The 26,395-nt window shown below is 57.4% G+C and carries 27 protein-coding genes and 1 pseudogene; 13 read left to right on the top strand and 15 right to left on the bottom strand.

Annotated features, from left to right (window positions below; all coding sequences use genetic code 11):
* Positions 1 to 44: 44 nt before the first annotated feature.
* The 6 genes from sdhA (at position 45) to RLO149_RS14955 (ending at position 5,201) form a co-directional block, all read left to right on the top strand.
* Positions 45 to 1,850 (top strand): succinate dehydrogenase flavoprotein subunit, encoded by a 1,806-nt coding sequence (gene sdhA, locus RLO149_RS14980; RefSeq protein ID WP_013962946.1) that lies wholly within the window; start codon positions 45 to 47, stop codon positions 1,848 to 1,850.
* 234 nt (positions 1,851 to 2,084) lie between these two features.
* Positions 2,085 to 2,435 (top strand): hypothetical protein, encoded by a 351-nt coding sequence (locus RLO149_RS14975; protein WP_013962945.1) that lies wholly within the window; start codon positions 2,085 to 2,087, stop codon positions 2,433 to 2,435.
* A gap of 153 nt (positions 2,436 to 2,588) precedes the next feature.
* Positions 2,589 to 3,368, top strand: a complete 780-nt coding sequence (locus tag RLO149_RS14970; RefSeq protein WP_013962944.1) for a succinate dehydrogenase iron-sulfur subunit — start codon at positions 2,589 to 2,591, stop codon at positions 3,366 to 3,368.
* 9 nt (positions 3,369 to 3,377) lie between these two features.
* Complete coding sequence (locus RLO149_RS14965; RefSeq protein ID WP_013962943.1) at positions 3,378 to 4,091, top strand: ZIP family metal transporter; 714 nt, start codon at positions 3,378 to 3,380, stop codon at positions 4,089 to 4,091.
* A complete protein-coding gene (locus RLO149_RS14960) occupies positions 4,091 to 4,297 on the top strand; it encodes a hypothetical protein (protein ID WP_013962942.1) in 207 nt (68 codons plus the stop codon). Before RLO149_RS14965 ends, RLO149_RS14960 begins: the two co-directional genes overlap by 1 nt.
* A 58-nt stretch (positions 4,298 to 4,355) precedes the next feature.
* The gene (locus tag RLO149_RS14955) at positions 4,356 to 5,201 is read left to right on the top strand and encodes an urea carboxylase-associated family protein (protein WP_013962941.1); all 846 of its coding nucleotides are present in this window, start codon (positions 4,356 to 4,358) and stop codon (positions 5,199 to 5,201) included.
* Positions 5,202 to 5,305: 104 nt separating this feature from the next.
* Here the strand turns inward: RLO149_RS14955 and deoD are convergent, their stop codons facing one another.
* On the bottom strand, positions 5,306 to 6,010 hold the full coding sequence (gene deoD / locus RLO149_RS14950) for a purine-nucleoside phosphorylase (protein WP_013962940.1): 705 nt from the start codon (positions 6,008 to 6,010) through the stop codon (positions 5,306 to 5,308).
* 63 nt (positions 6,011 to 6,073) lie between these two features.
* Positions 6,074 to 8,041 (bottom strand): protein meaA, encoded by a 1,968-nt coding sequence (locus RLO149_RS14945; protein ID WP_013962939.1) that lies wholly within the window; start codon positions 8,039 to 8,041, stop codon positions 6,074 to 6,076.
* Positions 8,042 to 8,290: 249 nt separating this feature from the next.
* Between RLO149_RS14945 and RLO149_RS14940 the strand changes: the two genes are divergently transcribed.
* The 5 genes and pseudogenes from RLO149_RS14940 to RLO149_RS14920 all read left to right on the top strand — a co-directional run bounded on the left by RLO149_RS14940 (position 8,291) and on the right by RLO149_RS14920 (position 14,508).
* Positions 8,291 to 9,661, top strand: coding sequence for a 1-acyl-sn-glycerol-3-phosphate acyltransferase (locus RLO149_RS14940; RefSeq protein ID WP_044025688.1), 1,371 nt, complete (start codon positions 8,291 to 8,293; stop codon positions 9,659 to 9,661).
* A 135-nt stretch (positions 9,662 to 9,796) separates the two neighbouring features.
* The gene (ccrA, locus tag RLO149_RS14935; RefSeq protein ID WP_013962937.1) at positions 9,797 to 11,077 is read left to right on the top strand and encodes a crotonyl-CoA carboxylase/reductase; all 1,281 of its coding nucleotides are present in this window, start codon (positions 9,797 to 9,799) and stop codon (positions 11,075 to 11,077) included.
* A 368-nt stretch (positions 11,078 to 11,445) separates the two neighbouring features.
* Positions 11,446 to 12,165, top strand: a pseudogene (locus tag RLO149_RS14930) (helix-turn-helix transcriptional regulator).
* Between the two features lie 116 nt (positions 12,166 to 12,281).
* The gene (locus tag RLO149_RS14925; RefSeq protein WP_013962934.1) at positions 12,282 to 12,920 is read left to right on the top strand and encodes an acyl-homoserine-lactone synthase; all 639 of its coding nucleotides are present in this window, start codon (positions 12,282 to 12,284) and stop codon (positions 12,918 to 12,920) included.
* Between the two features lie 52 nt (positions 12,921 to 12,972).
* Positions 12,973 to 14,508, top strand: coding sequence for an ATP-dependent DNA helicase (locus tag RLO149_RS14920; protein ID WP_013962933.1), 1,536 nt, complete (start codon positions 12,973 to 12,975; stop codon positions 14,506 to 14,508).
* 122 nt (positions 14,509 to 14,630) lie between these two features.
* On the opposite strand, the gene RLO149_RS14915 is transcribed toward RLO149_RS14920, so the two are convergent.
* The 10 genes from RLO149_RS14915 to RLO149_RS14870 all read right to left on the bottom strand — a co-directional run bounded on the left by RLO149_RS14915 (position 14,631) and on the right by RLO149_RS14870 (position 23,414).
* On the bottom strand, positions 14,631 to 15,404 hold the full coding sequence (locus RLO149_RS14915) for a TIGR02186 family protein (RefSeq protein WP_013962932.1): 774 nt from the start codon (positions 15,402 to 15,404) through the stop codon (positions 14,631 to 14,633).
* Positions 15,405 to 15,406: 2 nt separating this feature from the next.
* Complete coding sequence (locus RLO149_RS14910) at positions 15,407 to 16,321, bottom strand: sulfite exporter TauE/SafE family protein (RefSeq protein ID WP_044025372.1); 915 nt, start codon at positions 16,319 to 16,321, stop codon at positions 15,407 to 15,409.
* 95 nt (positions 16,322 to 16,416) lie between these two features.
* Positions 16,417 to 17,385 (bottom strand): ABC transporter permease, encoded by a 969-nt coding sequence (locus RLO149_RS14905; RefSeq protein ID WP_013962930.1) that lies wholly within the window; start codon positions 17,383 to 17,385, stop codon positions 16,417 to 16,419.
* Positions 17,385 to 18,479: an ABC transporter permease gene (locus RLO149_RS14900; RefSeq protein ID WP_013962929.1), complete on the bottom strand. Its 1,095-nt coding sequence runs from the start codon at positions 18,477 to 18,479 to the stop codon at positions 17,385 to 17,387. The genes RLO149_RS14905 and RLO149_RS14900 overlap by 1 nt, the downstream gene beginning before the upstream one ends.
* A gap of 4 nt (positions 18,480 to 18,483) precedes the next feature.
* The gene (locus RLO149_RS14895; protein ID WP_013962928.1) at positions 18,484 to 20,037 is read right to left on the bottom strand and encodes an ABC transporter ATP-binding protein; all 1,554 of its coding nucleotides are present in this window, start codon (positions 20,035 to 20,037) and stop codon (positions 18,484 to 18,486) included.
* Positions 20,038 to 20,039: 2 nt separating this feature from the next.
* On the bottom strand, positions 20,040 to 21,035 hold the full coding sequence (locus RLO149_RS14890; RefSeq protein ID WP_013962927.1) for a BMP family lipoprotein: 996 nt from the start codon (positions 21,033 to 21,035) through the stop codon (positions 20,040 to 20,042).
* Positions 21,036 to 21,170: 135 nt separating this feature from the next.
* Positions 21,171 to 21,602 carry a GNAT family N-acetyltransferase gene (locus tag RLO149_RS14885; RefSeq protein ID WP_013962926.1) on the bottom strand — a complete coding sequence of 144 codons (432 nt, stop codon included), beginning with the start codon at positions 21,600 to 21,602 and terminating at the stop codon, positions 21,171 to 21,173.
* Positions 21,599 to 22,213, bottom strand: a complete 615-nt coding sequence (gene tsaB / locus RLO149_RS14880; RefSeq protein ID WP_013962925.1) for a tRNA (adenosine(37)-N6)-threonylcarbamoyltransferase complex dimerization subunit type 1 TsaB — start codon at positions 22,211 to 22,213, stop codon at positions 21,599 to 21,601. The genes RLO149_RS14885 and tsaB overlap by 4 nt, the downstream gene beginning before the upstream one ends.
* 47 nt (positions 22,214 to 22,260) lie before the next feature.
* The gene (locus RLO149_RS14875; protein ID WP_013962924.1) at positions 22,261 to 22,824 is read right to left on the bottom strand and encodes a NifU family protein; all 564 of its coding nucleotides are present in this window, start codon (positions 22,822 to 22,824) and stop codon (positions 22,261 to 22,263) included.
* Positions 22,825 to 22,958: 134 nt separating this feature from the next.
* Positions 22,959 to 23,414: a universal stress protein gene (locus tag RLO149_RS14870; RefSeq protein ID WP_013962923.1), complete on the bottom strand. Its 456-nt coding sequence runs from the start codon at positions 23,412 to 23,414 to the stop codon at positions 22,959 to 22,961.
* Positions 23,415 to 23,549: 135 nt separating this feature from the next.
* On the opposite strand from RLO149_RS14870, the gene RLO149_RS14865 reads away from it, so the two are divergent.
* Complete coding sequence (locus tag RLO149_RS14865; RefSeq protein WP_013962922.1) at positions 23,550 to 23,945, top strand: BLUF domain-containing protein; 396 nt, start codon at positions 23,550 to 23,552, stop codon at positions 23,943 to 23,945.
* On the opposite strand, the gene RLO149_RS14860 is transcribed toward RLO149_RS14865, so the two are convergent.
* Both RLO149_RS14860 and RLO149_RS14855 read right to left on the bottom strand, forming a co-directional pair.
* The gene (locus RLO149_RS14860) at positions 23,940 to 24,806 is read right to left on the bottom strand and encodes a branched-chain amino acid aminotransferase (RefSeq protein WP_013962921.1); all 867 of its coding nucleotides are present in this window, start codon (positions 24,804 to 24,806) and stop codon (positions 23,940 to 23,942) included. The two genes, RLO149_RS14865 and RLO149_RS14860, sit on opposite strands and share 6 nt — an antisense overlap.
* 71 nt (positions 24,807 to 24,877) lie before the next feature.
* Positions 24,878 to 25,105, bottom strand: coding sequence for a hypothetical protein (locus RLO149_RS14855; protein WP_013962920.1), 228 nt, complete (start codon positions 25,103 to 25,105; stop codon positions 24,878 to 24,880).
* Positions 25,106 to 25,232: 127 nt separating this feature from the next.
* Here RLO149_RS14855 and RLO149_RS14850 point away from each other — a divergent pair, with 127 nt between their 5' ends.
* A complete protein-coding gene (locus tag RLO149_RS14850) occupies positions 25,233 to 25,943 on the top strand; it encodes a M48 family metallopeptidase (protein WP_013962919.1) in 711 nt (236 codons plus the stop codon).
* Here the strand turns inward: RLO149_RS14850 and RLO149_RS14845 are convergent, their stop codons facing one another.
* Positions 25,944 to 26,333, bottom strand: coding sequence for a thiol-disulfide oxidoreductase DCC family protein (locus RLO149_RS14845; RefSeq protein WP_013962918.1), 390 nt, complete (start codon positions 26,331 to 26,333; stop codon positions 25,944 to 25,946).
* Positions 26,334 to 26,395 lie beyond the last annotated feature (62 nt).

The raw sequence follows: 26,395 nt of genomic DNA, 5'->3' as shown, positions 1-26,395 counted from the left end.
CCGGCGCGCGCCTGTGTGCCAGCTAGACTTCCGGGAGTTACTCGATGGCTGAATACGAATATGAAACACATGAATACGACGTTGTCGTCGTAGGAGCAGGCGGTGCTGGCCTGCGTGCGACTCTCGGCATGGCCGAGCAGGGGCTTCGCACCGCCTGCGTCACCAAAGTGTTCCCGACCCGCTCTCATACGGTTGCCGCGCAGGGCGGGATCGCCGCTTCGCTGGCCAATATGGGCCCGGATAACTGGCAGTGGCATATGTACGACACGGTCAAAGGCTCCGACTGGCTCGGTGATACGGATGCGATGGAATACCTCGCCCGCGAAGCGCCCAAGGCGGTTTATGAGCTGGAACACTACGGTGTCCCGTTCAGCCGGACAGAAGAGGGCAAGATTTACCAGCGTCCCTTTGGCGGACATACAACCGAATTTGGCGAAGGCCCCGCCGTGCAACGGACCTGTGCCGCCGCCGACCGGACGGGCCACGCCATTTTGCACACGCTCTATGGTCAGTCGCTGAAAAACAACGCGGAATTCTATATCGAGTATTTCGCGATTGATCTGATCATGTCGGATGATGGGGTCTGTCAGGGTGTGATGTGCTGGAAGCTGGATGACGGGACGCTGCACCTGTTCAGCTCGAAAATGGTCGTTCTGGCGACGGGCGGCTATGGCCGGGCCTATTTCTCCGCCACGTCGGCGCATACCTGTACCGGGGATGGCGGCGGGATGACCGCGCGTGCGGGTCTGCCGTTGCAGGATATGGAGTTTGTTCAGTTCCACCCGACGGGTATTTATGGGGCCGGGTGCCTCATCACCGAAGGAGCAAGGGGCGAAGGCGGCTATCTGACCAACTCCGAAGGCGAGCGTTTCATGGAACGCTACGCACCGCAGTACAAGGATCTTGCGCCGCGCGATTATGTCAGCCGCTGCATGACGATGGAAATCCGCGAGGGGCGCGGGGTCGGCGCGAACGGCGATCACATTCACCTCAACCTCAACCATCTGCCGCCGGAAACGCTAAAGCTGCGCCTGCCGGGTATTTCGGAAAGTGCGCGCGTCTTTGCGGGCGTGAACCTCAACAAAGAACCGATCCCCGTTTTGCCGACCGTGCATTACAACATGGGCGGCATTCCGACGAATTATTGGGGTGAAGTGCTTGCGCCGACGCCGAATGAACCCGATCGTATCTCGCCCGGTTTGATGGCCGTGGGCGAAGCGGGCTGTGCTTCGGTGCATGGGGCGAACCGGCTGGGGTCGAATTCTCTGATCGACCTTGTGGTGTTTGGCCGTGCGGCAGCGATCCGGGCGGGCAAGATTGTCGATCCCGACAGCCCTGTGCCAAGCCCGAACCAGAAATCCGTTGAGGCGGCACTGGATCGGTTTGACAATGCACGCTACGCCAAAGGGCATATGCCAACCGCAGAACTGCGCCTTGAAATGCAGCAGACCATGCAAAAAGATGCAGCGGTGTTCCGCGCCAACGAAACCCTTGCCGAAGGCAAGACGGCGATGGAAGAGGTTGCGGACAAGTGGGCGGATGTCGGCGTCACCGACCGCAGTTTGGTCTGGAATTCCGATCTGATGGAAACGCTGGAACTCTCCAACCTGATCCCCAATGCCGTGGCCACGATCACCGGTGCTGAGGCGCGCAAGGAAAGTCGTGGTGCGCATGCGCATGAAGATTTCCCGGAGCGTGATGATGAGAACTGGCGCAAGCATTCGCTGATCTGGTTCAAGGGCAACAAGGCGAGCCTCGGCTATCGCGGCGTGCATGAACAAGCGCTTACCAGCCACAACGATGGCGGCATTGATCCCAAAAAGATCGCGCCCAAAAAACGGACGTTCTGAGATCAGACTGCGATACCTGACAAAGCGCCCCAGACGGGGGCGTTTTTATGTACAGCATTTTGCGTTTATCTGAGGCACTCGCATCGCAAGACGCGCTCCACCGAAAGAAGAGGCAATGACGTGTGATCGAAATCAAACGCAAAATGCTTTAATCAGCGTCCGGATCGTGCAAAAAACAACGCATAAACCGATAAGCGCTGCGGCAGAACCAGCGCGTTTGGAAAGGCAGAAATGATGCAGAAATTGAGTTTAGTGGCGGCGGTGCTCTGTTTGGGCGCGTGTAGCGGGATCCAGCAGGCGACCGATAAGGCGGGCCGGGATGCCGCGAAAACGGTACTTCCAGAAGCACTTGCGGTTTATTTCCCACAGGTGCCAAAACAGTTGTTCGAACCCTTTACGGATTGCGTGGTCGATAATGCAAATGCAAGTGAGGTTCAGGCCCTCGCTGCAGACGCGGTTGTTGGCGTGGATCAAGGCACTGCGGATACAGTGCGCGCGGTATTGGCACGCCCCGAAACGCAGTCCTGCCTGAGCGCACGCGCCACAACGATGGATTTGCCGATACCCGGCCTGTCCAACACCTGACGCGCCGTGCATCGGCAAGCGTGCCAGGAAAGGCGCCCATGCCATAGAAGCGGGGCAGAACTGCGGCATTCGGTTGCACCTGCATGCCGATGAGGTGCATGGAAATTTAAGCGTCATGCGGATAGTATCACGCTCAAAGAGGAATTCAGTCACATGGTTCAATTATCACTCCCTAAAAACTCCCGCATGACCAAGGGTAAAACCTGGCCGAAACCCGAAGGCGCGACCGACCTGCGTAAATTCAGCATTTATCGCTGGAATCCTGATGACGGTCAAAACCCACGCCTGGATACATATTTTGTCGATATGGACACATGTGGTCCGATGATTTTGGACGCGCTGATCAAGATCAAGAACGAGATTGACCCCACGCTGACCTTCCGGCGCTCTTGCCGCGAAGGGATTTGCGGATCTTGCGCCATGAACATCGATGGCATCAACACGCTGGCCTGTATCTACGGAATGGATGAGGTAAAAGGCGATGTCAGGATCTACCCGCTGCCCCACATGCCCGTGGTCAAAGACCTGATCCCGGACCTGACGCATTTTTATGCCCAACACGCATCGACCATGCCATGGCTTGAAACCAAGACGAACCGCCCGGCAAAAGAGTGGAAGCAATCCATTGACGACCGCAAAAAACTGGACGGTCTCTATGAATGCGTGATGTGTGCCTGCTGTTCGACGTCATGCCCGTCTTACTGGTGGAATGGGGACCGTTACCTTGGGCCAGCGGCATTGCTGCATGCCTATCGCTGGATCATTGACAGCCGGGATGAGGCGACCGGTGAACGGCTCGATGACTTGGAAGACCCGTTCAAACTGTATCGCTGCCACACCATCATGAACTGCGCCAAGACCTGCCCGAAGGGCCTCAACCCTGCCGAAGCGATCGCGAACATCAAAAAGATGATGGTGGAACGGCGCGTTTAACCCTGCGCTATGGAAAGTGCGGTCGATAGCATCTGGGGCGCGCTTGTCCTTGCGACACTTGCGGGCGCGTCCATCCCTTTAGGGGCCTGGCTGGGCACCTTTCACCGCCATATCATGCCGGATTGGCTGGAAGACGAGGCCCGCCACGGCGTGGTCGCTTTCGGGGCCGGGGCCTTGCTGGCGGCGGTTGCCTTGGTCCTGATCCCCGAAGGCAGTGAAAGGTTGGACCCCTTTCCCGCTTTGCTTTGGTTTTTTGCCGGCGGTGTGGGTTTTGCGCTCATCGACAGGGTGCTCAGCAAAACCGGTGGGCGGCTCTCGCAGTTTCTGGCCATGATGATGGACTATCTGCCCGAGGCGCTTGCCCTTGGTGCGTTGATTGTGGGGGATCCCGGCGCGGCCCTTCTGGTGGCGGGGCTGATTGCGTTGCAGAACCTGCCGGAAGGGTTCAATGCCATGCGCGAGATGTCGCAGGACAGGCCGGTGCCGCTCTGGATCTTCTTTGTGATGGTTCCCCTTGGGCCGCTGGCGGCATTCATCGGTGTGACCTTGCCGGCGGAACAGGACGCGTTGATCGGGGCGGTTATGATGTTGGCTTCGGGGGGTATACTCTACCTCATGCTGCAAGATATTGCGCCACAGGTCCGGTTGGATAACGCCATGCTTCCCCCGCTTTGTGGCGTTCTTGGGTTCGGGCTTGGTCTGGCGGGGGATTTGTTCATCTGATGCATATCGTCATTGGTCTTTTGATCGCTTTTGTTCTTGTGATGCTCTACGCGCGCAAGAACCGTGCGACGCGTCTGTGTCGCTGGCGCTCCGACCATACGGGTGACCATGATGCCTTGTTTAAATACAAATGCGCCGCCTGCGGGGCGGTAACCTATACCGGGACGAAAGACCCCCCAAACATCTGCCTTTCAGACCAGATGTGATGCCGCCATCTGACCCATAGCGACCATGCGACGATCCAAATCCGGAGGATAGACACACATGAGCGAACCAAAAGATGCTGATGCCCGCCGCGCGGTCAAGCCGGTGATCTGTTACCCGGTTGAAACATTGCCCGCACCCGATATGGCGATGTACGCGCGCGCGCGCGACAGTCTGAGCAAAGTCGATGAGGTGCTCGTTCCCGCGCGTGATGCGCGGTGTTTTTCGGTTCCGCGTGGCCACTTCTTTCGTATCACCTCGGTGGAGGGGGCGCAGGTTGGCGATCTCAACCTGCACAACGCGCAGGATGTGTCCGAGCGGTTTTACTCCGGGAAGACACGCGCCCTGCATGGCACGCATCTGACGACAGGTCAGCGCATGTGGTCCAGTTTCCCGCACCTGCGCCCGATGGCGACGATCACGCAGGATACGTTGGGTTGGTACGGCATCGATCCTTTTGGCGGGTCGGTGCACGATGTGATCGGTACCCGCTGCGACCCCTATACGCATGCGCTGTTGTCCGACGGGGGACAGTATCACCATTGCTGCCATTCGAACCTGACGCGCGCCCTCTCCGATCACCTCGGGGTGTCGCGCGCTGAGGCGGAACCTTTGGTGCATGATGTGCTCAACGTATTTATGTGCACAGGGTTTACCCGCGACACAGGCCAGTATTTCATGAAGGCCAGCCCGGTGCGGCCGGGTGATTTCATCGAGCTTTTCGCCGAGATCGACCTTTTGGGCAATCTGTCGGCCTGCCCCGGTGGGGATTGCTCCTCCGAGCATTCAAGCGATGCTGCGTCCTGCCACCCATTGCTGGTGGAGGTGTTCAAACCTGCGCCGGACGCTCTGGCAGGTTGGAACCCACCGGCGGCGAACAGCTATGACGGAACCCACGGTCCCTGAAGCGTTGCGCGTAAATCCTGAATCACTTGTTCGCGGCCCCTCTCTGCGGTCCAACGCGAAGAGTGATATGCAATGCCTCAAGTTAAACTCGAAAAGCGATCGTCTCAGGCGAAGGCGGCGTCCAGCGCGATTTCGACCATATCGCCAAAGGTCTGTTCGCGATCCTCAGCCGGGAGCGCCTCGCCGGTTTGCAGATGATCGCTGACGGTGAGTATCGCCAGCGCACGCCTTTTGTGGCGCGCGGCCAGCGTGTAAAGTTCGGCGGCTTCCATCTCGACGCCGAGGATACCGTGCCGCACCATCTGTTCATCCAGATCGGGGCGTTCGGCGTAAAAAACATCCGATGAGTAGATACCGCCCACATGGGTGCGCGTGCCTTTGGCCTTGGCGGCGGTGACAGCAGCGGCCAAAAGGTCGTAATGCGCGGTGGGCGCAAAATTCACCTCACGGAAAATCCCCGACGACGGCGAGGTGATCGTGGTGGCGGACATGGCAATGATCACATCACGCACGGCCACATGCGGTTGCATGCCGCCGCAGGACCCAATGCGGATCAGGGTTTGCGCGTTATAGGTTGAAATCAGTTCATTGGCGTAGATCGACAGCGAGGGCATGCCCATGCCGGAGCCCTGGATTGTCACGCGGTTGCCTTTGTAGGTGCCGGTGAACCCCAGCATGCCGCGCACTTCGTTGACCAGTTCGGCCCCCTGCAGAAAGGTCTCCGCCGCCCATCTGGCGCGGTAGGGATCGCCCGGCATCAGCACGGTTTCGGCAATCTGGTCGGGGCGGGCACCGATATGGATGGTCATGCAGGACTCCTTTGGCAGTTCGGTGCAGTTAACGGCACCTCACTACCCTCTGCAAGCCATCAGCTACTGTGCTGCCACCGCCTGAGGGTCCGCCAGCGTGACGATATCCATCATGATCATGTTGAGTTCAAAGTCCTTGGGCGTGTAGACCCGCGCAACCCCCATTGCGCGCAGGCGTTCGGCGTCATCATCCGGGATGATGCCGCCGACGATCACAGGCACATGGGACAGCCCGGCCTCGCGCATCTGTGTCATCAGGTCTTCGACCAGCGGAATGTGGCTGCCGGACAGGATCGACAGGCCGACCACATGCGCCTCGTCCTCCAGCGCGGCGTTTACGATCTCCGCCGGGGTCAGGCGGATGCCTTCATAGGCGATTTCCATGCCGCAATCACGGGCGCGCACGGCGATTTGTTCGGCCCCGTTGGAGTGACCGTCCAGCCCGGGTTTGCCCACAAGGAACTTCAGGCGGCGGCCCAGTTTGTCACTGACCACATCCACCGCATCGCGCAGATCATCCAGACCTTCGGTCCTGTTGGAACGCGCACCGGACACGCCGGTAGGTCCGCGGTATTCACCATGCACGGCGCGCATCTGTGCGGCCCATTCGCCCGTGGTTACACCCGCCTTGGCCGCTGCAATAGAGGCGGGCATGACATTGCGCCCCTCTTTTGCCGCTGCGCGCAGATCGCCAAGCGCTTGTTTGACGGCCTCTGGGTCCCGCGCGGCGCGCCATTCATCAAGGCGCGATATCTGCTCTGCTTCGACGGCCGGGTCGACGACCATGATGCCACCATCGCCCGTCATCAGCGGCGAGGGTTCCCCCTGCTGCCATTTGTTGACACCGACAACGATCGTTTCACCCGCCTCAATACGGCCCAGACGATCGGCATTGCTGTCCACGAGGCGCGCTTTCATATAGTCGATGGCCTCAATCGCGCCGCCCATACTGTCGAGGTTCGCGAGTTCCTGACGCGCACCGTCCTTGAGTGCTTCGACCTTCGCATCGACCGCCGGATTGCCGTCAAACAGATCGTCAAATTCCAGAAGGTCCGTTTCATAGGCCATGATCTGCTGCATGCGCATCGACCACTGCTGATCCCACGGACGGGGCAGGCCAAGTGCTTCGTTCCACGCAGGCAGCTGGACGGCGCGCGCGCGTGCCTTTTTGGACAGGGTGACCGCCAGCATTTCGATCAGGATGCGGTAGACGTTGTTTTCGGGTTGCTGCTCGGTCAAGCCAAGAGAGTTGACCTGCACACCATAGCGGAAACGGCGATATTTCTGGTCTTCCACGCCATAGCGGTCCCGGCAAATCTCATCCCACAGATCGACAAAGGCACGCATCTTGCACATCTCGGTCACAAAGCGGATGCCCGCGTTCACGAAAAACGAAATACGGCCCACAAGTGCGGGGAAATCCTCCTCCGGGACGCGGGGTTTCAGCGCATCTAGCACGGCGGTCGCGGTCGCCAGCGCAAAGGCGAGTTCCTGTTCCGGCGTCGCACCCGCCTCCTGCAAGTGGTAGGAGCAGACATTCATCGGGTTCCATTTCGGCACATGCGTATAGCAGTATTCGGCCACATCCGCGATCATCTTGAGGCTGGGCGCGGGCGGGCAAATATAGGTGCCGCGGCTCAGATATTCCTTGATCAGGTCATTCTGCACCGTGCCTTGCAGCTTTGAGATGTCCGCGCCCTGTTCCTCGGCCACGGCAATATAGAGTGACAACAGCCATGGTGCTGTCGCGTTGATCGTCATCGAGGTGTTCATCTGATCCAGCGGGATCTGGTCAAACAAGGCGCGCATATCGCCCAGATGGCCAACCGGCACACCGACTTTTCCGACCTCGCCCCGGCTCAGGATATGGTCGCTGTCATAGCCGGTCTGGGTCGGCAGATCGAAGGCCACGGACAGGCCGGTCTGCCCTTTGGCAAGGTTTGAGCGATAAAGTTCGTTTGACGCTTTCGCGGTGGAATGGCCGGCATAGGTCCGGATCAGCCAGGGTCGGTCTTTCTGCGGGTGCGTCATATGCGTCATCCTGAATCAGCTTGAGTAATTTTCTTACGTGCAAGCTGCCATATGCGGAATTTTATATCAATGCAAATTTGCCGCGCTGCAGCAACTCGGCTGTGCTTTATCCTGCTTTACGCCATGTGCCGACCCTTGGCAAAGACAGCCCCGCGCGAGTGATGCAGGAAAACGATGGTCGCACGCAGAACGCTGCTGTTTGGGCACGAAAAAGGTTTACCCATCGCGCAATTCTTGAAACAAGCCAGCATGACTTCGACAGTGGAATTGCCGGTTTGGTTTTTTGTGCTCATCCTGCTGTTCGCGGCAGTGACTTTCGCGTCCCACTTTCTGTTTCCTTCCGTCAGGTGGTTTTTCCGGCGTCGTCTTGAACGGGCCGTTGCACAATTGAACGAACGTCTGACGCGACCGATCGAACCTTTCAAGCTGGCGCGCCGCTATGACATGATCCAGCGTCTGATCTACGACCCTGAAGTGACACGCGAAATCGTGAACTATGCTAAGAGCCATGGCGTGCCTGAAAATGTCGCCTTTGAAAAAGCCCGCAGTTATGCCCGCGAAATCGTCCCCAGCTTTAGTGCAGTGACCTATTTCGGACTGGGCATCCGTCTGGCGCGCATGCTCGTCAATTCGATTTACGAAGTATGGACTGGCCCAAAGAACGACGCGATCATCAAATCCATTTCAAAAGACGCCACGATTGTCTTTATCATGAACCACCGCTCCAACATGGATTACGTGTTGGTGACATATCTGGCCGCGCAAACATCTGCTTTGTCCTATGCGGTGGGGGAATGGGCGCGTGTCTGGCCGTTGAGCCGGTTGATCCGGATGATGGGGGCCTATTTTATCCGGCGTCGCTCGCGCGGTGCGCTTTATCGCAAGGTGCTGGAGAGATACGTGCAGATGGCCACCGAAGGGGGCGTGGCGCAGGGAATCTTTCCCGAAGGCGGGCTCAGCCTGACAGGTCGCTTGATGCCGCCCAAGATGGGTCTTTTGTCTTATCTCGCGCAGGGTCCGGACGGTCCGGAACGGGACGTGGTCTTTGTGCCAGTGGCAATCAACTATGATCGGGTTCTCGAAGACCGGGTGCTGATCGCGGCGGGCCAGCGGGGTGATCGTCGCTTTGGTGCCCGGATATCGGTGGCCGTGCGGTTTATCCTGCGCAAATTCTGGCAGGCCCTGCGGGGTCGTTACGTACGATTTGGCACGGCGGCAGTTGTCTTCGGCGAACCTTTATCCATACGCGGATACTGCACTGAAAATTCAGTGGACGAACTGGCGGCTGAATTGATGCGGCGCATTGAAGACGCCATGCCGGTGCTGATTGTGCCTTTGCTGGCCCGCCAGTTTCAAAAACAGGCGGGGCCACTGTCAAAGGACCAATTGGTTTATGAACTGTCCCGGGATGCAGCGAGGCTCGGCGATCATATGCCCCATATGTCGCAGCCTGATCTGGCAAAGGCCGTTGGCAAAGGTCTGGTTCGCATGCGGCGCAACAACCTGCTCGATCAGCATGACAACCAGTGGCAGATGATTGAATCCGAACGGGCGGTCATAGATTTTTACGCGAATTCCATTGCCCACAGGTTTCCGGGTGATCAGGTGCGTGCGTCATAATTTCTGCACCTGCTCGGTCATAAAGTTACAAAAATGAGGTCTCATATGTTGCAATGTTGCGCGTGAGAACTTATTCAGGGCGCAGAGCGACGCGATTCTGCGACGCGGCATGACTGAAACAGGCTGGAGACTGCAATGGCACTGGATACGACCGTCGCCCATTACGAAGCACCCGAAAAAGATCTCTATGAGGTCGGTGAGATGCCACCGATGGGCTATGTGCCAAAGCAAATGTATGCTTGGGCCATTCGCCGCGAACGGCATGGTGAACCCGACAAGGCGATGCTTCAGGAAGTCGTGGATGTGCCCGAGCTTGACAGCCAGGACGTGCTGATATTGGTGATGGCGGCCGGGGTAAATTACAACGGTGTCTGGGCCGCCTTGGGTAAGCCAATCAGCTTTTTTGACAGTCACGATGAACCTTATCAGATATGCGGGTCGGATGCGGCCGGGATCGTTTGGGCGGTCGGAGATCGTGTGACGCGCTGGAAAGTGGGCGATGAAGTGGTCGTGCATTGCAACCAGGACGACGGCGATGACGAGGAATGTAACGGGGGCGATCCGATGTATTCGCCATCGCAGCGTATTTGGGGTTATGAAACCGCGGATGGGTCGTTCGCGCAATTCACACGCGTTCAAAGCCAACAGCTTATGCCCCGCCCCAAACATCTGACCTGGGAAGAGTCTGCGTGCTACACGCTGACACTGGCAACGGCGTACCGGATGCTGTTTGGTCACGAGCCGCATGACCTCAAGCCGGGACAGAACGTGCTGGTCTGGGGCGCATCGGGTGGACTGGGGTCATATGCGATCCAGCTGATCAACACCGCAGGTGCCAATGCAATCGGCGTGATTTCGGATGAAAGCAAACGCCAGTTCGTGATGGACCTCGGCGCGAAAGGTGTCCTTAACCGCAAGGATTTTAACTGTTGGGGCCAGTTGCCGACAGTGAATACGCCGGAATATGCCACATGGTTTACAGAGGCGCGCAAGTTCGGCAAGGCTATCTGGGACATCACCGGTAAGGGCGTGAATGTCGACATGGTGTTCGAACACCCCGGCGAAAGCACGTTCCCGGTTTCTACCTTCGTGGCGAAAAAAGGCGGCATGGTGGTCATCTGTGCGGGGACCACGGGCTTTAATCTGACGTTTGACGTGCGCTACATGTGGATGCATCAGAAGCGTTTGCAGGGTAGTCACTTTGCCCATCTCAAACAGGCGAGTGCCGCCAACAAGCTGATGCTGGAGCGTCGACTGGATCCTTGCATGTCCGAAGTCTTTAGCTGGGCAGATCTACCGCAAGCGCATATGAAGATGCTGCGCAATCAGCATAAGCCCGGCAACATGTCGGTGCTGGTGCAGGCTCCGACAACAGGACTGCGTACACTCGAGGATGCTTTGGAGACGCGCGGTTAACCGCCTACCGAGTCGTTTTACCTTCGAAAGCCCGCGAATCACCCCAGTGAGTCGCGGGTTTTTTGTTTGAAAAAACTGACGCTCTTTAGGATCAACAGGTTAGAAAATCGCGCTTCCCTATTTCTGGGGAGTATATATCCGCGAATTTTAAACGTGGTTACTAAATGGTAGAGTATTCTTAATCATTCGTTAACCTTTGAGAGGCGAGTCTACCATGCGAAGCGACTGGATACTGGACGTTCTAACGGACCTAAAAACTTTTGCCACGGCCAACGACCTGCCTGTACTTGCAGAACAGTTGGACGATACTGCAATTGTTGCATTGGCAGAGATTGCCTCGCTTCATGAAAGGACGCAGAACAACGCTCATGGCGACGAACAAAGTAGTGGAGGAGGTATTAGCGGCGCTGGAGCAAGCGGACACGCTTGAAGGAATCAATGAGGCGGTATTCGCGCTTCGGGGTCATTACGGCGTCGAGAATATGGTCTATCATTGGGTCGACAGCGCTGGTGATCAATACGGCTACGGAACATACCCCCTTGAGTGAGCGGCGCGGTACCAAGAACAGAACTACATTCGTATAGATCCGGTCGTGATCGGTTGTTACCAGAGATTCCACCCTGTGGACTGGAAGCGATTGGACTGGTCGAGCAAAGCTGCAAGAGCGTTTCGCGCAGAAGCTGCAACATTTGGGTTAGGGAATCAGGGCTATTCGATTCCCATCAGAGGACCTAACGGCCAGTTCGCGCTCTTTACGGTAAACACCAGTTGCGACGATGAGGAATGGGAAGAATTCACGGAGAGCAACCGGAGAGAGCTGATCCTGATCGCTCACTATTTTAACCAAAAGGCGCTGGAGTTCGAGCCGAACAAAACACCGGAGCAATCACAATCCCTCTCGCCGCGCGAGGTTGATGCGATGACGCTGCTTGCCATCGGATACAGCAGGGCGCAAGTCGCTGAAACTCTTTCTATTTCTGAACATACACTGCGCGTTTACATCGAAAGTGCGCGGTTCAAACTAGGCGCCGCCAATACCACACATGCGGTCGCCCGGGCCCTCAGCAGAGGCCTGATTGTGGTCTGAGTCTTTGGCGTTTTGAGGGCCAAAGGTTACCAACACGCGCGTGCGGGTTGGCGGCTGTTAAGCATCCTCAAGCTATTCCTTTGGTCGTCAAACGAACCGACCAGAGGAAAAAACAAATGATCCGTTACCTATACGCTGACCAACTGGACCAACACCCGACACTGCGCGATTCCATGTTCCGGGACCGCGCCGATCAGTTCAAGACAAGGTTAGGATGGGACGTCGACATCGACGAAGATGGCTTTGAACGGGATCAATATGATGCGCTGAACCCCCTTTATGTGATCTGGGAAAACGCGGATGGCTCTCATGGTGGTTCAATGCGCTTTCTGCCGACGACAGGGCGCACGATGATCAACGAACATTTCACGGACATTCTGGGGGGCGGCACGATTACCAGCCCGCTGATCTGGGAATGCACGCGCTTTTGCCTCAGCCGGGGTGCACAAAGCAAGGTGGCTGCAGCCCTGATGCTGGCCGGTGGTGAGATCATGCAGAACTTTGACGTCGCGCATTTTGCCGGTGTTTTCGACGCACGGATGGTGCGCATTTATCGGCTGATCGGCTCTTCGCCAGAAGTTCTGGGCAGCACAGGCAATGGGCGTGACAAGATCAGCGTCGGCCTTTGGGAATTCACCCCGGATGCACAGGCCAAAGTGGCAGCCAAGGCCGGGCTGTCGCTTGAATTGTCCCGCCTTTGGTTCAATCGGGCTTTTGGGACCACATCCGAACAACCACTCGCACAGGCAGGCTAAAACAGACCGTTCCTCACTGGTTCCTGGCGTGGCCTGCCTGTAGGGTCACGCCATGGAAGCCTCTGTTGTGAAATACTCTGATGACCAAGCCGTCGCTTTTGACGCGGTCACGGCTTTGCTCAGTGAAGCAGGCATAAACCTCGAAGATCAACTCCTGATGCCACCGCGCAGTTCCAAGGCAGCGGTCATGGCGATCATCGGCAAGGCAGGTTCCGGAAAAACCCTACTTCTTGCAGAGCTTTACAAGGCCATTCAGGATGCAGGCGTCGATGTGGTCTCAGGGGACTATGAGCCGCGCAAAAAACGCGACAGGCGCACGCTGGCCATCCTTGCCCCTACAAACAAGGCCGCCTCTGTACTGCGCCTGCGGGGGGTTCCGGCGACGACGATACACCGTATTTTATACACGCCTGTCTATGACCCCGAATATGAGCGGATTGCGGAATGGTTGGCAGGCACCGGCGACAAACCCGAAACAGAAGCGTTGAGCGAAGAGGCTCTGAGCCGCGCCGAAACGTTTTACGCCAAAAATAAATCCATTCCCGGCGCTTTGGCGGCCGCAGGATTACGGGGGTCCGATTTCATCACGGGATGGAAGCGTCGCGAAGAGCCGCTGGACATCGGGTTTGTGGACGAATCCTCCATGCTGGATGATAAGCAGTTCGAAGACCTTCGTGAGATTTTCCCCACGCTTTTGCTGTTTGGTGATCCGGCCCAGTTGGCGCCGGTTAATCAGTCTGGCGCCATGGTGTTCGACAAACTCCCGGCCCCCCGCATTCTGACATTGAGCCGTGTGCATCGACAGGAAGCAGACAATCCGATTCTTGATCTGGCCCATGCGCTGTCTGACCCGGATATTGGGTTTGAGGCCTTCGAACGCATGATCGAAGATGCGGCAGGTCGCGACGAACGTGTCGTCTGGGGTCAGCGGGTTGAAGTAGACCTGATGGCGCGCAGCCCGGTGCTGGTTTGGCGCAACGCGACCCGGATCCGCTTGATCAACGCGTTTCGTCAGGTTCATGGCGCGCCCGAAGATGCGCTGCTGGAAGGCGAACCGCTGATCTGCGACGGGTTGGAGCTGCCTTTGAAACACCGCAAGAAACGGCTCGATCTGGAGGCGCGCGGGCTGATCAAAGGCGCGCAGGTGATCTATCTGGGCGAAGGGCGCAAGCCGGGGTTCAGCAGGTTGCATGTGATGGGGGCCGAAGACCCGCAGGTCTCTGCCGCGTCGATCGTAAAGATTGAAAAACCTGACGAAGAAGAACCGTTTATCCCTTTTGCCGCACGCATGGGCGCGACGTTTCTGCATGGGGCGGCTGTGACGATCCATAAGGCACAAGGCAGCCAGTGGGATACTGTGCAGGTTTTTGCGCCCGATTTGTATGCGGCTGCGCGCATGGGGCGAACAGAGGCGGGGCAGCCGTTGTGGAAACGTCTGGCCTATGTGGCCATCACACGCGCGCAGAACAGGTTGGTGTGGGTGGTGCGCAATCGTCTTGCCAAGCCCACGGGTGGGCTACGCGTCGATGACCTGCGCGCCTTGCCAGCCGCCCCCCTCAGTTTGGCAGAACCTGACGAGGTGAATTGAACGTGCCGGTTGGGTAAAGCTAAAGCGTCATGCGAAAAACCTCAATCACATAACGCTGCCTGAAATCAAAGATTTCAACGCGTTACGTGATTCTTGATGTTTCAGGTATTTCGTCAGACGCTCTAGGCGCGAAAAAGCTTGAAGACCGCGGCCGCACCCCAGCCTGCCGCAATGGCGATGGCCAAAGACATCAACCCGTACAAAAGGGGCTGCTGGCGTGACAGTTCGAACAGCCAACGTTCCATACCGACCTTCTGGACGTCGATTGTGGTTGCATAGCTGGATACGACATCACCGCCGCGTGTCAGGAAAATACGGGTCGCGTAATCCCCTTCGGTCAAAGCGGCGGGCAGCCGCACCGATGTGCGAAAAAGCGTCTGTTCCTCGATTACGACACTGCCCTCACGCAATTGATAGATTTCGCTGTTTTCGCGAATGCGGATCAGCGCCTCTGTAAAGACCGCCGAATTATCTATGTTTTGAGGTGCGCCCACGGACCGGATCGCACGCGGCACAGAAACCCTGTAGCGTAAATCTTCGACTTCTTTGAGAACGTCGCGCAGGGGCCCGCTGGATAAGACTGCGTAGAAGCTTGGCGCTTCATCCACGTCGACCGCATCGGTATTGACCCAGATGCCCAGCTTTTTCTCTTTGCGCCGGACGGTGATGGGCAGGGACGGCCCGGCGATGGTGACGATCACCTGCACGGGGGGGCCATCCGGGATCAGCTCTTCGCGCTTGATGGCCCCGAAAATCAGGATTTCAGAGCCGTCAAAATTGGTATTAATGGAAATCTTGTCTTTGCTGAGGCCCAGAACGACTTCTTCTGCAGTGCTGACTGAGGCCGTGATTGCCAATGCAACGAAGGCGATCAGAGACAGGAGGCGTACCACCATCTCTAATGCCCTGTGCTTGCGCCGATGGAGTAAAGCTCCGAAGGCATGATCAATAGGTCAAGCGCCAGTTTTCCACAGACAACCAGAACCATGATGGCGAGCAGGATACGCAGTTGCTCCGCCTTGAGCTTTACACCAATACGGGTGCCTACCTGCGCCCCGATCACGCCACCCACCAGCAGTAAAACGGCCAGCACGATATCGACAGTAAAGTTGGTCGTCGCATGCAGCAGCGTGGTGAAGGCAGTCACAAAGATAATCTGGAACAGAGACGTGCCGACAACAACCTTGGTTGGCATCCCGAGCAGATAGATCATCGCGGGCACCATGATGAAACCACCGCCCACACCCATAATGGCCGCCAGTATCCCGACACAAACGCCCACAATCAGCGGCGGGATCACCGAGATGTACAAACCCGATACACGAAACCGCATCTTGAATGGTAACCCGTGGATCCAATTGTGTTTTTTACGCGCGGGCGGCTTACCTTTCTTGGTGTTCCGGATCGCATTGAGGCTTTCGATAAACATCAGCCCGCCGATAACGCCAAGGAAAACAACGTAACACAGCTTGACCAGCAGATCGACCTGGCCCTGCGCCTTGAGGTAGTTGAAAATCACCACCCCGACTGCGGCCCCGACAAGGCCACCGACCAACAGCACCGTTCCCATCTTGAGGTCCACGGTTTTACGTTTGAGATGCGCCAGCACACCAGAGAACGACGAGGCCACAATCTGGTTCGCCTCGGTCGCCACGGCGACGGCGGGGGGGATGCCGATGAAGAACAGCAGCGGTGTCATCAGAAAGCCGCCGCCAACGCCAAACATACCGGATAAAACGCCCACAATTCCGCCCAGCCCGAGCAACAGGAAGGCGTTGACCGAAACTTCGGCAATGGGGAGGTAGATTTGCATGACCTCGTTTAGGCGTAGAGCCATGCAAAATCAATGCTTAGCGGACCTGTGTGCGCATCAGGACTGATGTAATTTTGAAAACTGGCCTTATGCGGCTAGCGTTCCTTTACATAGGGTTGGCCGCCTGCGCGTGGGGGGATCGCCTTGCCGACGAAACCTGCCAGAATAATGACCGTCATGATATAGGGCAGCGCCCCGAGAATCTGTCCCTGTACCTTAATGCCGATCACCGCCTGAATGACGTCTGGCCGCGTTTCCAATGCGCCGAAAAGCCCAAAGAGCAGCGTCGCATAAAGCGCATACCACGGTCGCCATTTGGCAAAGATCAGCGCGGCCAAAGCAATGAAACCGCGCCCGGCAGACATGTCTTTGACAAAGCCAGCTTGCAGCGCGGTCGAGAGGTACGCCCCCGCAATGCCGCACAGGACACCGCAAATCAGCACGGCGGCGTAGCGCAGGCCGACAACGGAAACGCCTGCGGTATCTACCGCTGCAGGATTTTCGCCCACTGCGCGCAAGCGCAGCCCGAAACGCGTGCGGTAGAGGATCCACCACGTCAAGGGCACCGTTGCAAAGGCGAGATAGACCAAAATGGAATGACCCGAGATCAACTCGGCGTAAATCGGGCCAAGGATTGGCACATTGGCCAGCGCATCGGCAAAGGGCAGGGTGATCGGCTCAAACCGCGCGCCGCCCATGAGCGATGGCGTTCGCCCCCCTTGCTGAAACCAGTCCTGCGCAATCAAGACCGTCAGCCCGGCAGCAAGGAAGTTGATCGCGACACCGGAGATCAACTGGTTGCCGCGAAAAGTGATGGAGGCAACGCCGTGCAGCAGGCTGAGCGACATTGAGGCGGCAATACCCGCCATCAATCCGAGCCAGACAGAACCGGTGATCGCCGCGATGGCGGCTGAGAAGAAGGCAGCGGCCAGCATTTTACCCTCAAGCCCGATATCAAAAATGCCAGCGCGTTCCGAAAACAGCCCCGCAAGGCAGGCCAGAAGCAGCGGCGTTGCAAGGCGCACGGTGCTGTCGAGCAATTGAATGAGGGTGAGGAAATCCATCACGCTTTCCCCCGCCGCAGCATCAGGAAAATACGCTCCAACGGCATGCGCACCATGTTATCGAGCGCGCCGGTAAACAGGATGACAAGCGCCTGAATGACGACGATCAATTCGCGCGGTATCGACGTCCAAAGCGCAAGTTCAGCGCCACCCTGATAGAGAAAACCAAAGAGGATCGCAGCCAGAAAGACGCCAAACGGGTGGCTGCGCCCCATCAGGGCCACGGCGATGCCGATAAAGCCTGCCCCTTCAACCGCGTTCAGAACCAGCCGCTCGGCCTCGCCCATGACGTTGTTGATGGCCATCATGCCGGCCAGTGCGCCGGAAATCAGCATGGCGATCATCGTAATCGCCACCGGCGAAATGCCTGCATAGCGCGCGGCGGGCTCCGATTTGCCGTAGCTGCGGATTTCATATCCAAGCCATGTGCGCCACAGCAGCAGCCAGACCAGCACGCAAGCGACAATCGCAATCAGGAAGGTCACATTGGCGGGGGCGGCCTTGGAAAAGTTGATCCCGACCGTGGCAAAGATGTCATGTAGCGTCGGCAGATGAACCGCCTCGGGAAAGCGCGCGGTGGCGGGGTCCATGCTGCCCGCAGGACGCAGCAGATTGACCAGCACATAGTTCAGCACGGCTGCTGCGATAAAGTTGAACATGATCGTGGTGATCACGATATGGCTGCCGCGCTTGGCTTGCAAAAACGCAGGGATCGCGGCCCAGGCCGCGCCAAAGAGCCCCGCTGCCACCGTGGCCGCGACAAGCGCAACCGTCCAATGCGGCCAGGGGATCAGCAGGCAAGCCAGCGCGACGCCAAGCCCGCCCAGCATCGCCTGCCCCTCGCCACCGATGTTGAACAGACCGGCATGAAATGCGACTGAAACGGCAAGGCCGGTGAACAGGAAGTTGGTTGCGTAGTAAAGGGTATAACCCCAGCCATAGGTGCTGCCCAAGGCCCCGTTGACCATTAGTTTCACGGCTGCGACCGGGTCTTCGCCAATCGCCAGAATGACCAGCGCTGACAGGATGGCTGCCAGCATCAGCGAAATCAGTGGCACGAGGGTGACTTCAGCCCATTTTGGCACGACGTCCATCGCGTTAGCTCCCCACTCCGGCCATCAGCAGGCCCAGTTCTTTTTCGTCCGTGTCAGCCGACATACGCTCGCCCATGATGTGACCATCGAACATGACTGCAACCCGGTCGGCCAGCGCCAAAATTTCTTCGAGCTCGACCGAGACCAGCAGGATCGCTTTGCCCTGATCGCGCAGTGCGACAATCTGTTGGTGGATGAATTCGATGGCGCCGATATCCACGCCGCGCGTGGGTTGGCCGACCAGCAACAAATCCGGATTGCGTTCAATCTCACGCGCCAGCACAATTTTCTGCTGGTTCCCGCCCGAAAAGCTCTTGGCGGCGAGGGCCGGGTTAGGCGGTCGCACATCGAAACGCCCCATCTTTTCCTCGGTGTCCGCGCGGATTGCCGTGTTGTTCAGGAACAGACCGGATTGATACCCTTCGGAACGGTGATAGCCAAAGGCGGTGTTTTCCCAGGCGGCAAAATCCATGATCAGACCTTCGCGCTGGCGGTCTTCTGGGACGTGACCGATCCCGTGATTGCGCCGCGAACGGCCGTCGGAATCGCGTCCTGTCAGGTCCAGCGTTGTGCCATTCAGTGTGATGTCGCCTGTGCCTTTCGCATATCCGCCCAGCACTTCGAGCAATTCAGATTGCCCGTTGCCCGCGACCCCGGCGATCCCGAGGATCTCGCCCGCGCGGACCTGAATGTTCACCCCTTTGAGCCGCTCGACCTTTTGCTCGTCCACAACGCGCAGGTTTTTTACATCCAGAATGACCTTACCGGGTGTGGCAGGTTTTTTATCTACCCGTAGCAAGACCTTACGACCCACCATCAGTTCTGCGAGGGCTGCGGGTGACGTGCCGGATGTTTTGACAGTCGCAGTCATTTCTCCCCGGCGCATGACGCTGACCGTATCTGTCGCTTCCATGATCTCGCGCAGTTTATGCGTGATCAGGATGATGGTTTTGCCCTCTTCGCGCAGGCGGTTGAGAATTCGAAACAGCTGATCCGCCTCGGCTGGGGTCAATACGCCCGTCGGTTCATCAAGGATCAAAATGTCGGCGCGACGGTAGAGCGCCTTGAGAATTTCGACACGTTGCTGCATGCCCACGCCGATCTCTTCGATCAGCGCATCCGGGTCCACGTTCAGCCCGTATTCCTCTGCCAGTTCGACAAGCGTGCGGCGGGCTTTGGCCAAAGAGGGGCGCAGCAGCCGACCATCCTCGGCACCCAGAATGATGTTTTCGAGAACGGTAAAGTTCTCAACCAGCTTGAAATGCTGAAAAACCATGCCGATGCCTGCAGCGATGGCCGCCTGACTGTCGGGAATATCGGTTTTTTTGCCTGCGATGAAAATCTCGCCTTTGTCGGCTTTGTAGAATCCATAGAGGATCGACATCAGCGTCGATTTGCCTGCGCCATTCTCGCCAATAATCCCATGGATCGTGCCGGGCATGACGCGGATGGAAATGTCTTTGTTTGCCTGAACCGGACCAAAGGCTTTTGAAATGCCCTTCAGTTCGATGGCTGGGGCGGCAGTGGTCTGCCGCCCCAAAGTGCTGTCAGAATTCACGCTCAGAAGCTCAGTACCGGGCAGCTGTCGTCGGACATGTAATCATGGACCGTCACTTCACCGGCCGCGATTTGAGCTGAGGCCGCGTCAACGCTCGCCTGCATCTCATCAGAGACCAATGAGGCGTTGTTTTCGTCCATCGCATAGCCAACGCCACCGTTGGCCAACCCCATGACTTGAAAACCTGTCTCCAGGCCCGGACCATCCGTGAAGGCCTCAAACACGGCATTATCCACGCGTTTCATCATGGATGTGAGGACCTTACCCGGATGCAGGTGGTTTTGGTTGCTGTCCACACCAATGGACAGAATGCCTTCGTCAGCGGCGGTTTGCAGAACGCCAACGCCTGTACCGCCTGCGGCTGCATATACGACATCAGCGCCCTGATTGATTTGCGCCTTGGTCAATTCTGATCCCTTCACGGGGTCATTCCACGCGGCAGGCGTCGTGCCCGTCATATTGGCAATGACGGTCGCATCCGGGTTCACAGCCATTACGCCTTGGGCGTAGCCACAGGCAAATTTGCGGATCAAGGGAATGTCCATGCCACCGATAAAGCCCACGGTGCCCGATTGCGATGCCTGAGCGGCCATCATGCCGACCAGATAGGACCCTTCGTGTTCGTTGAACACAACGGAGCGGACGTTTGGCGCATCCACGACCATATCGATGATCACAAAGCTGGTGTCAGGGTAGTCCGAGGCGACCTGTCCCAATGCATCCCCAAAGGCAAAACCGGCCATCACGATCGGGTTTGAGCCCGCTTCGGCAAAACGGCGCAGGGCCTGTTCACGCTGTGCTTCGGATTGCAGTTCGATTTCACGGAACGTCTGCCCGGTTTCTTCCGCCCAGCGGGTTGCGCCACCGAAGGCTGCTTCATTGAAGGATTTGTCGAATTTTCCGCCGAGATCGAAAATCAGCGCAGGCTCAGCCAATGCGGCACCCGCCGACAGGGCCATAGCCGCAGTGGCGCCGAGAAATTTGTGCATAAGGGTCATTTAGGGTCTCCCAGTTTTGATTTTGGAGCGATGTTCACGGGTTTCACCATGCCATCGCTCTTCTTGAGCAGATGAATTCTGATCCTGTTCAAATTAGGGCCTAAGGCTTTGGCCGGGTCAACCGGTTTTTACGCGTCAAGCTGGGGATTCCACGCGCTGACCGTGGGTCAATTCGGATTGCATGAGCAGCGCGTCTACATTGGTGGCACCGGGGCGCTTGTAATACCCTTTGCGCCGCCCGGAAATGACGAATCCATGTTTGGCGTAGAGGGCGCGCGCGCCTTCATTGTCTGCGGCGACTTCGAGAAAGGCCATTTCGGCTTGAGCTGACTGTAACCATGTCTTCAAAAGAGCATCTGCAATGCCGCGACGACGGTATCTGGGGTCGACGGCGAGCGTCAGAAGTTCCGTTTCCCCCGCAAGGGTGCGCGCCAACGCGAAGCCGTTCTGACGTTCAAAAAGGCTGACGTGCGGCGATCCGCAAAGGGTTTTGAACTCATCGGGAGCCCACCCGCGTTCCGGCGCGAATGCTGCTTGGTGAAGCTGCGCCAAAGTCACTGGTGTCATGTCAGGATCTTGGGTGGCGCGTCTTTTGCCGGTGCCGCATCGGCGGGCCTGAGGTAGAATGGCGCTGGTCGTTGGGGCGTGTCATTGCGGCGCGCGCCCGCAAGATGTGCGATGGCTACTGCGATTGGCAGTGTTGCCTGACGGCCGCCCGCGCCGATCAACGGCCCTTCATGGGGCGGACAGTCTTCAAGGCGGATTATCGCAGCATCACTTGTGCTGCCGTCTTCGGCGGTGATCTGGAAATAGATGTGGTCCCGCCGGGCATCGACTGCGCAGGCAAAGGGCGCTGTTTGGCCGTACCCCAAGGCGTCAAATGCCGTGACACCCACAGCCGGTATGTTGAGGCCCAGCGCCAATCCCCGCGCTGCCGAAACTGATATGCGTATGCCCGTAAAATTCCCGGGTCCGATTCCCACGCCGATCACATCAATGTCCGCCAAGGTAATGCCAGCCTCGTCCAGCACTTCCGAGCAAATGACCAGCAGGCGCTCTGCTTGCCCTTTGGCCATCTCTTCGACACGCCACGCAAGAACATCATCGCCGCGCGTGACAGCTACCGCACACCGCGCCGACGCGGTATCAAAGGCGAGGACAATGGGCGCGCTGGTCACTGTCTTGTGCTTTCAGGTGTTTCTGAAACGGTTTGGCGCGTCAGGTGTCAGGTTGCGACCGGACGCACTTCGGTCACTTCGGGGATATAGTGGCGCAGCAGGTTTTCGATCCCCATCTTCAGCGTCAGAGTGGATGAAGGACAACCGGCGCAGGCGCCCTGCATGTGCAAATAGACCACACCGCGCTCAAACCCGTGGAACGTGATATCACCACCGTCTTGCGCCACGGCGGGCCGAACGCGGGTATCCAGCAACTCTTTGATCTGATTGACAATCACACCATCTTCGCCGGTATGCTCAGCGTGGCCGGAGGTGGGCGTGTGATCGCCCGCCATGACGGGTTGACCAGATTGAAAATGCTCCATGATCGCGCCCAGAAGGCCGGGTTTGATATGGTCCCAGTCCACGCTGTCCGCTTTTGTCACCGTCACAAAGTCGGTTCCAAAAAATACGCCCGTGACGCCCTCGATGGCAAAGATGCGTTCCGCCAAAGGGGATTTGTCCGCAGTCTCCGCGCTCGGGAAATCTGCGGTTCCCATTTCAAGGACGGTCTGACCCGGCAAAAACTTCAGCGTGGCTGGGTTCGGCGTGGATTCGGTCTGGATAAACATCGGCATTCTCCTGAGGTTGCTTTAGATATGCGGATCACGCCTGCGCAAGTCAAGGTTTAGAACCGTTCTAAATCGCTCCAGCAGGGGTTTTTTCCGCACAACACTCCCGATTGCGGAAAGTGCGCCCCATCTGATCAGGTAATTGCTTCGAGTTTTTCTTTACTCAGATCGCCCGGCACGATGGTGATCGGAATGGGCAATCCACCGGCGTTTTTGGTCAACTGTGTTACCAAAGGGCCGGGGCCTTTTTTGTCTGTGCCCGCCCCAAGAACAAGAACGCCGATTTCAGTGTCCTCCGCAATCTGTGCCACGATTTCATCGACGGCCTGTCCCTCGCGGATAACCAGTTCAGGATCGATACCCTGACGGTCTCTCATCCACTTTGCAAACACCTCGAAATGCACCTGAATCCGCTCGCGCGCTTCTTCGCGCATTACTTCGCCGACACCAATCCAATGGTTGAAATCATCGGGTGGGATTACTGCTAGAATTTCAACCCCACCGCCTGTCCGTGCGGCGCGCATGGCAGCAAAACGCATCGCATTGAGACATTCACGACTGTCATCCAGCACCACCAAAAACTTGCGCATGATCGGACGCCCCCTTGTTGGCCAGATCATGACCGCAGATAGAAACTTACGCAATCGCAATTTGGACACGAATGTCTCTGGACAGGTTTGCAAAACAGGATCACATTGGCGATGGTTTGGACAAGGCGGACAACTATGGCGATGCAACAGCTCATCTACGCGTCGCGGCCATTCGGGTATGATTCATCCGTTCTGGCGGGCATCCTGTCGCAAGCACGAGTCAAGAACAAGCAAAACGACATCACCGGGGCGCTGATCTGCCGGGCGGATATTTATCTGCAACTTATTGAGGGGCCTGCAGAAAAAATTGAAACGGTGTTTGATAAAATAAGCAGAGACGATCGCCACCTTGAAGTCGTCGTTCTGGTGCGTGAACAGGTAGAGGATCGTCTGTTCCCCGAATGGGAAATGAAACATGATCCGGCCAATTCATGGCTTTGGTCGCCGGATGAAATACACGATGGCATCCTGCAGACCGTCTCCGCTGATCAGGTCAGGGCTGTTTTCATACGCTCTTCCGAAGCGTCATAAAGGTTCAGACGCTGCCCAGTCCCAATACATTTCACGTAGACGCCGGGTCACCGGGCCCATCTGATAGGATGTGTCTTCAAACGCCCTGACGGCAGTTATCTTTGACATATTGCCGGTCAGAAAAACCTCGTCCGCTTGTTCGAAATCAGCAAAGCTGAGCACCTTTTCATGCACGGTAATTCCATCGCGTTGCATGTTGGACATATGCCGCGCGCGCGTGATACCGGCCAGAAACGTCCCGTTCGGGATCGGCGTGAACACCTCGCCATCCTTGACCATAAAGACATTGGCGGTCGCCGATTCCGCGACATTGCCCATGGCATCGGCGACGAGTGCATTGCCAAAGCCCCGGCGACGCACTTCGTTGAGCATGCGCGCATTGTTTGGATAAAGGCACCCTGCTTTCGCGTTGACGACACTGCTCTCCAGCACGGGTCGCCTGAAACTGGTGCGCCCTAGGCTCACGGCGGTATCCGCGGGGGCCATCGGAATTTCCTCAAGCGAGATGGCAAATCCGACCTGTTCGGGATCAGGCACAATCGCCGTCATATCCCCCTCTAGCCCCCAATACATGGGCCGTATGTAGACCGCATCCTGCGGGCCATAGGCTTTGAGACCCTCGCGTATGATCTCGACCATGGTTTCTGCCGTGACCGTCGGGTTCAACATCAAGGCGCGGGCTGAGCGGTTCACCCTTTCGCAATGGGCCAGCAGATCCGGGGTGTTCCCGTTGAAATAACGCGCGCCATCAAACACGCTGCTGCCCAGCCAACTGCCGTGGTCTGCGGCGCGCATGATCATCACATCTTCGCGGTGCCAGCGCCCGTCAAACCAAGTTGAAATATTCGTTCCGGTCGCCATCCGCCGCACCTCTTTCATGGATCACGGCAACGTCGCTGTTTTCCAACGCGGGGTCAACGGCATGTCACGATTCAGGTAGCTTTGTAGACACCTTCGGGAAGATTAAGCGCTGCCGTCAGATCCCGCCATTGTTCTGGCGACAAGCGGACCGACACGATTTGATCGGTGCGCGCATCATATTGGTTGAGGAGGATGACGCTTTCTGTCGCGTGGACAGTGACGTCTTCCTGCAAGGGGGCGGTTCCTTCATCAACAAGCGTCACGACGGTCGCATCAAATTCATGCTCAATGGTAAACATGAGATCAGACTACGTGTTGATGCAGGTTTTGCAAGTCTCACAAGTCTGTGTAAGGGGGCTGGTCGTCAACGTGGACAATGCTACTGTCCCAATACGGTTTGGTGCCGTGAAAAAGGGTTTCAATCCTATGCGCAAATCTGGTGTTTTCGCCGTCATGGCCGTGGTTTTGGCGGGTTGTTCCGTGTCAACCCAGCCCATCCCTTCTGCGCTGTCCACAGAGGTGCTAAGCAACATATCGCCCTTTCCGACACTCGAAATGAAACGTAATTTCAGCAGTGTCGTCGAAACTCTTGAACCTATTGCCGAGCGCGAGTGCCGGGCCCGGACGTCGCGGGTGAACTGTAATTTCAAAATACTTGTCGACGAACGACCAGATCAACCGCCCAATGCCTTTCAGACCATTGATCAATCAGGTCGCCCGATCATCGCATTTACGCTTCAGTTGATTGCCGATGCGCGCAATCAGGATGAACTAGCCTTTATTATGGGCCATGAAGCGGCCCACCATATTGCGGACCATCTTGGACGGCAGCAGCGAAATGCCGTGGCACGTGCGGTGATCGCAGGCGCCCTGACTATCTTGCGAGGTGGGGATGCCACCGCCGTGGAAGTTGCACAGCAACGCGGGGCACAAGTGGGCGCACGCACCTATTCAAAGGATTTTGAGTTGGAGGCCGACGCTTTGGGCACCATCATTGCCTCACGCGCAGGATACGATCCGGTGCGGGGTGCTGAGTTTTTCACGCGCATACCCGATCCGGGCGACAAGTTTCTCGGCACGCATCCGCCCAATGGGCAGCGGATTGAAACTGTCCGTCGGGTCGCTGCCGGTCTGTGATCATGCCGTCCCGCGCCTGAGCCGCCGCATGTACCAGCGGTAAATCAGCGGGGCGAGCACATAGTCATAAACAACACAGGCCAGCCAATGCACGCCGGGCAGCCCAACCAGCCGCGCCAGCCAGCGGTATCGTGGCATGTCCTGCCACAGAACGATGAACGCAGGGATGCCCGCGAAAACCTCACCGTCTTTCATCACGTGAAGCTTGCGGGCGGCGGTATCCGGATCAATGTCCCACGCGGCCAGCTTGTCGCTGTCATTGAGGTCATCGAAGGCAATCGGTAACGCCTTGTTCTGGCTATACTGCGCATAGTGGTTGATTTCATAGCTGCACACGGGGCAGGACGCATTATAAAGAACGGCCGTTTTGGTGTCGTTATTCTCGGTCATGATCCAGATATAGTCGCGTTAGCTGGTTTGACCAAAGCGGCGGACAATTCACCGCAGGTTAC

It is taken from the genome of Roseobacter litoralis Och 149, from assembly GCF_000154785.2.
Lineage (GTDB): Bacteria > Pseudomonadota > Alphaproteobacteria > Rhodobacterales > Rhodobacteraceae > Roseobacter > Roseobacter litoralis.
This window is presented reverse-complemented; position numbering and strand designations above follow the sequence as displayed.

What these genes read in the sequence shown, in the direction of transcription:
- sdhA (WP_013962946.1), top strand. Translation starts at nt 45, where the DNA reads ATGGCTGAATACGAATATGAAACACATGAATACGACGTTGTCGTCGTA.
- RLO149_RS14975 (WP_013962945.1), top strand. Translation starts at nt 2,085, where the DNA reads ATGCAGAAATTGAGTTTAGTGGCGGCGGTGCTCTGTTTGGGCGCGTGT.
- RLO149_RS14970 (WP_013962944.1), top strand. Translation starts at nt 2,589, where the DNA reads ATGGTTCAATTATCACTCCCTAAAAACTCCCGCATGACCAAGGGTAAA.
- RLO149_RS14965 (WP_013962943.1), top strand. Translation starts at nt 3,378, where the DNA reads ATGGAAAGTGCGGTCGATAGCATCTGGGGCGCGCTTGTCCTTGCGACA.
- RLO149_RS14960 (WP_013962942.1), top strand. Translation starts at nt 4,091, where the DNA reads ATGCATATCGTCATTGGTCTTTTGATCGCTTTTGTTCTTGTGATGCTC.
- RLO149_RS14955 (WP_013962941.1), top strand. Translation starts at nt 4,356, where the DNA reads ATGAGCGAACCAAAAGATGCTGATGCCCGCCGCGCGGTCAAGCCGGTG.
- deoD (WP_013962940.1), bottom strand. Translation starts at nt 6,010, where the DNA reads ATGACCATCCATATCGGTGCCCGCCCCGACCAGATTGCCGAAACCGTG.
- RLO149_RS14945 (WP_013962939.1), bottom strand. Translation starts at nt 8,041, where the DNA reads ATGACGCACCCGCAGAAAGACCGACCCTGGCTGATCCGGACCTATGCC.
- RLO149_RS14940 (WP_044025688.1), top strand. Translation starts at nt 8,291, where the DNA reads ATGACTTCGACAGTGGAATTGCCGGTTTGGTTTTTTGTGCTCATCCTG.
- ccrA (WP_013962937.1), top strand. Translation starts at nt 9,797, where the DNA reads ATGGCACTGGATACGACCGTCGCCCATTACGAAGCACCCGAAAAAGAT.
- RLO149_RS14925 (WP_013962934.1), top strand. Translation starts at nt 12,282, where the DNA reads ATGATCCGTTACCTATACGCTGACCAACTGGACCAACACCCGACACTG.
- RLO149_RS14920 (WP_013962933.1), top strand. Translation starts at nt 12,973, where the DNA reads ATGGAAGCCTCTGTTGTGAAATACTCTGATGACCAAGCCGTCGCTTTT.
- RLO149_RS14915 (WP_013962932.1), bottom strand. Translation starts at nt 15,404, where the DNA reads ATGGTGGTACGCCTCCTGTCTCTGATCGCCTTCGTTGCATTGGCAATC.
- RLO149_RS14910 (WP_044025372.1), bottom strand. Translation starts at nt 16,321, where the DNA reads ATGCAAATCTACCTCCCCATTGCCGAAGTTTCGGTCAACGCCTTCCTG.
- RLO149_RS14905 (WP_013962930.1), bottom strand. Translation starts at nt 17,385, where the DNA reads ATGGATTTCCTCACCCTCATTCAATTGCTCGACAGCACCGTGCGCCTT.
- RLO149_RS14900 (WP_013962929.1), bottom strand. Translation starts at nt 18,479, where the DNA reads ATGGACGTCGTGCCAAAATGGGCTGAAGTCACCCTCGTGCCACTGATT.
- RLO149_RS14890 (WP_013962927.1), bottom strand. Translation starts at nt 21,035, where the DNA reads ATGACCCTTATGCACAAATTTCTCGGCGCCACTGCGGCTATGGCCCTG.
- RLO149_RS14885 (WP_013962926.1), bottom strand. Translation starts at nt 21,602, where the DNA reads ATGACACCAGTGACTTTGGCGCAGCTTCACCAAGCAGCATTCGCGCCG.
- RLO149_RS14875 (WP_013962924.1), bottom strand. Translation starts at nt 22,824, where the DNA reads ATGTTTATCCAGACCGAATCCACGCCGAACCCAGCCACGCTGAAGTTT.
- RLO149_RS14870 (WP_013962923.1), bottom strand. Translation starts at nt 23,414, where the DNA reads ATGCGCAAGTTTTTGGTGGTGCTGGATGACAGTCGTGAATGTCTCAAT.
- RLO149_RS14865 (WP_013962922.1), top strand. Translation starts at nt 23,550, where the DNA reads ATGGCGATGCAACAGCTCATCTACGCGTCGCGGCCATTCGGGTATGAT.
- RLO149_RS14860 (WP_013962921.1), bottom strand. Translation starts at nt 24,806, where the DNA reads ATGGCGACCGGAACGAATATTTCAACTTGGTTTGACGGGCGCTGGCAC.
- RLO149_RS14855 (WP_013962920.1), bottom strand. Translation starts at nt 25,105, where the DNA reads ATGTTTACCATTGAGCATGAATTTGATGCGACCGTCGTGACGCTTGTT.
- RLO149_RS14850 (WP_013962919.1), top strand. Translation starts at nt 25,233, where the DNA reads ATGCGCAAATCTGGTGTTTTCGCCGTCATGGCCGTGGTTTTGGCGGGT.
- RLO149_RS14845 (WP_013962918.1), bottom strand. Translation starts at nt 26,333, where the DNA reads ATGACCGAGAATAACGACACCAAAACGGCCGTTCTTTATAATGCGTCC.